This is a genomic window from Microvirga subterranea, from assembly GCF_003350535.1.
In the GTDB taxonomy this organism is placed as follows: Bacteria; Pseudomonadota; Alphaproteobacteria; order Rhizobiales; family Beijerinckiaceae; genus Microvirga; species Microvirga subterranea.
Genome location: NZ_QQBB01000030.1, coordinates 1 through 3,843, shown reverse-complemented (window position 1 = coordinate 3,843; position 3,843 = coordinate 1). Strand labels below are relative to the sequence as shown.

The 3,843-nt window shown below is 73.0% G+C and carries 3 protein-coding genes; all 3 read right to left on the bottom strand.

Translation table 11 applies throughout. From position 1 onward, the window contains the following. Positions 1–1,311, bottom strand: a complete 1,311-nt coding sequence (locus DES45_RS24605; protein WP_114773554.1) for an HlyD family type I secretion periplasmic adaptor subunit — start codon at positions 1,309–1,311, stop codon at positions 1–3. Continuing rightward, positions 1,308–3,089 (bottom strand): type I secretion system permease/ATPase, encoded by a 1,782-nt coding sequence (locus tag DES45_RS24600; RefSeq protein ID WP_114773553.1) that lies wholly within the window; start codon positions 3,087–3,089, stop codon positions 1,308–1,310. Before DES45_RS24600 ends, DES45_RS24605 begins: the two co-directional genes overlap by 4 nt. Before the next feature lie 142 nt (positions 3,090–3,231). Next, positions 3,232–3,843: calcium-binding protein (locus tag DES45_RS24595; RefSeq protein WP_147282510.1), on the bottom strand; the 612-nt coding region annotated here is incomplete at its 5' end.

Here is a 3,843-nt window from a genome sequence, read left to right as displayed (position 1 = left end):
TCATTCTTCGCGGAAGGCTTTTGCGAGGTGGTCTGTGAGGGGTTTGGTGAGGTAGGACAGCACGGTGCGCTCGCCGGTCTGGATGAAGCCCTCCACCGGCATCCCCGGCACCAGCTTCGCGCCGCCCAGCCGCGCCCGCTCGCCCGCCGCGAACGCAATCCGCACCGGGTAGTACTGCGCCCCCAGCCGCGGGTCCGTCACCAGGTCCGCCGCGATCAGGCTCACCCGCCCTTTGAGCTCCGGCGTCGTGCGCTGGTTGAACGCGGACAGCCGCAGCATCGTCTCCTGCCCCGACCGCAGCTGGTCGATGTCCTGCGGCGCCACCTTCACCTCGATCGACAGCTCATCCGTCTCCGGCACGATCAGCATCAGCGCCTCCCCCGCCTCGATCACACCCCCCACCGTGTGCACCAGCGACTGGTGCACCACCCCGTCCTGCGGCGCCCGGATCTCGATCCGCTTAAGCTGGTCTTCCGCCGCCACCTTGCGCTCCACCAGCTCGGCGATCTTCGCCTGCCCCTCGCGCAGCTCCTTGGCCACCTCGCTCTTCAGGTCCTGCTCGATCTGCAGGATCTGCAGCCCGGTCTCGCTGATGCGCCCCTTCGCCTGCGCCACGTTCGAGATCAGCTGGCCCCGCTCCCCGCGCAGCCGCGTCTCCTCCCGCTTGAGCGCCGTCACCCGCGTGATCGGCACCAGGTTCTTCTTCCACAGCTCCTGCACACCCGACAGCTCGTCCTGGATCAGCCTGATCTCGTCCGCCTTCGCGCCCGCCTGCAGGCTCAGGCCCTCGATCTGCTCCTCGAGCTGCGCCACCCGCTCCTTGAGCTGCGCCTGCTGCCCGGCCCGCGCCGCGCCCCGGCTGGCAAACAGCCGCTGCTCGCCCGCCAGAAGCCCCGCCACCTCGGCCTCGCCCATGCGGTCGAGCAGTGTGGCCGGGAACACCACCGTGGACAGCCCGTCCCGCTCCGCCTCCAGCCGCGCCTGGCGCGCATGAAGCTCGTCCAGGCTCTTGGCCACCATGGCCAGGTTGGCCCGGGCCACCGTCTCGTCGAGCCGCACCACCACGGCGCCGGCCCGCACCCGGTCGCCGTCGCGGGCCAGGATCTCGCCGACCACGCCGCCGGTCGGGTGCTGCACCTTCTTGACGTGGCTGTCGACCACCACGCTGCCGGGCGCCACCACGGCGCCGGACAGCTCGGTCACGGCCGCCCAGCCGCCGAAGCCGCCGACCAGCAGGCCGGTGGCCAGAAGCGCAACCCCGGTGTGGCGGCGGATCGAGCGGCGGGCGGTGGAATGAGGAACGGGCTTCATCGGGCAACTCCCAGGCTATCGACGACCTTCAACGACGCGGCTTGCAACGGGGCGGCTTGCAACGGGGCGGCTTGCGGCAGGCGCGGCTCGGCGGCCGGCACCGGGCGCAGCACCCGGCTCAGCACCTCCTCCTTGGGCCCGAGGCTCTGCACCCGGCCCTCGCCCATCACCAGCACCTGGTCGACCCCGGCGATCGCGCTCGGCCGGTGGGCGATCACCACCACGATGCCGCCGCGCGCCCGCACGCCCAGAATGGCCGCGGTCAGCGCCTGCTCGCCCTCGTTGTCGAGGTTGGAGTTCGGCTCGTCGAGCACCACCAGGAACGGCTCGCCGTACAGGGCCCGGGCGAGCGCGATGCGCTGGCGCTGCCCGCCCGAGAGCGCCGCGCCCGCCTCGCCCACCTGGGTGTCGTAGCCGTCCGGCAGGTGCAGGATCATCTCGTGCACGTTAGCCGCGCGCGCCGCCGTGATCACCGCGTCCGGGTCCGGATCGGGCATGAAGCGGGCGATGTTCTGCGCCACCGTGCCGGCAAACAGCTCCACGTCCTGCGGCAGGTAGCCGACGTGGCGCCCGAGATCCTCCGCCCGCCACTGCTCGAGCGCGGCGCTGTCGAGCCGCACCTTGCCGCGCCAGGCCGGCCACACCCCGACCAGCAGCCGCGCCAGCGACGACTTGCCCGACGCGCTCGGCCCGATGACGCCCAGCCCCGCCCCGGCCGCGAGCGTGAACGACACGTCCTGCACGGCAAAGCGCTGGCCGCCCGGCGCGCCGGTGCCGGCGCCCTCCACGCTCAGCGCCCGGCGCGGCGCCGGCAGCGCCAGCGGCGCCTCGCCCGGCGCGGTCCGGGCGAGCTGGTCTTTCACCCGGCGCCAGCCCTGGCGCGCGCCCACAAAGCCCTTCCAGTTGGCGATCGCCAGCTCGACCGGGGCGAGCGCGCGCGAGGTCAGGATCGAGGACGCGATCATGATGCCGCCCGTGGCCTGGCCGTCGATCACCAGATAGGCCCCCACCGCCAGCACCGCCGACTGCAGCAGCATGCGCAGAACCTTGGACAGGGCGCCCAGGCCCCCGGCCACGTCGGAGGTGCGCTGCTGGTGCGCCAGGTAGCGGGCGTTGGCCGCGCCCCAGCGGGCGCCGATGCGCCCGGCCATGCCCAGCGCCTGCACCACCTCGGCGTTGCGGCGCGCGCCCTCGGCGATGCCGTTGCGCTGCACCGCCGCGCCCACCGCCGCCTTGGCGGCCTCGCGGGTGAGCAGCTCGGTCAGCAGCGTGATCGCCATCAGGCAGGCGGCGCCGGCCACGGTGACGAGGCCGATCAGCGGATGGAACGCAAAGCAGACCACGAGGTAGAGCGGCATCCACGGCAGGTCGAACAGGGCCGCCGGGCCGCCGCCGGCCAGAAACGCCCGGATCTGGTCGAGGTCGCGCAGGGGCTGCTGGCCGTCGCCCTCGACCCGGCCCTTGAGCGGGGCGGACAGCTGGCTCTGGAACACGCTCTGCGACAGGTCCTCGTCGAGCGCGGCCCCGACCCGGGCGAGAATGCGCCCGCGCAGGGCGTCGAACAGGCCCTGGAACAGGTAGAGCCCGACCACGATGAGGCAGAGGCCGACCAGCGTCGGGAGCGAGCGGCTCGGCAGGACGCGGTCGTAGACCTCCATCATGAAGACCGAGCCGGAGAGGTAGAGCAGGTTGATCAGCCCGCTGAGCAGGGCAACGCCCAGGAAGGCGCCGCGGCAGGCCCGGAACAGGCTGGGACGGGAGGAGCTGGAGGGGGTCATCGACGGGCCTTTGGCACAGGGGGTGGCGTCGCAGGGACCGCCCCGGCAGGGCCGGGGCGGCAGGAGCACAGGAGAAGGAACCCGCCGGAGGCGGTGGGGGGCGGTTGCCCCCGGCGGGTCCGCTGCCGATCTCAGGGCGGCGTCAGAAGATGAAGTCGCCGTTGTCGAGGTCGGAGGCGGTGACGCCCTTGAGCACCAGGACGTCGGAGCCGTGCCAGATCAGGGTGTCGGCGCCCATCTGCCACAGGTGCAGGTCGGCCTTGTGGGCGACGCCGGACAGGCCGCTGACGTCGATCCGGTCCTGGCCGTGGCGGAAGTCGGTGACGGTGTCGGTGCCGCCGCCGCGCTCGAACACGAAGGTGTCCTGGCCCGTGCCGCCGGTGAGCCGGTCGTTGCCGGCCCCGCCCTTGAGCAGGTCGTCGCCCGCTCCGCCCAGGAGCCGGTCCTGGCCCGATCCGCCCTGGAGCGTGTCGTTGCCGGCCCCGCCCTTGAGCAGGTCGTCGCCGGCGCCGCCGTTGAGGCGGTTGTGGCCGCCGTTGCCGGTGAGCGTGTTGGCGAGGCTGTTGCCGGTGCCGTTGAGGTCGGCTGCTCCGGTGAGGGTGAGCTTCTCCACATGGGTGCCGGCGAGGGAGTAGGAGACGGAGGCCTTGACGGTGTCGGTGCCCTGGTTGCGGCCTTCGTAGACCCGGTCGGCGCGGTCGTCGACGTCGTAGGTGTCGTTGCCGCGTCCGCCCCACATGTGGTCGGCGCCGGC

What these genes read in the sequence shown, in the direction of transcription:
- DES45_RS24605 (WP_114773554.1), bottom strand. Translation starts at nt 1,311, where the DNA reads ATGAAGCCCGTTCCTCATTCCACCGCCCGCCGCTCGATCCGCCGCCAC.
- DES45_RS24600 (WP_114773553.1), bottom strand. Translation starts at nt 3,089, where the DNA reads ATGACCCCCTCCAGCTCCTCCCGTCCCAGCCTGTTCCGGGCCTGCCGC.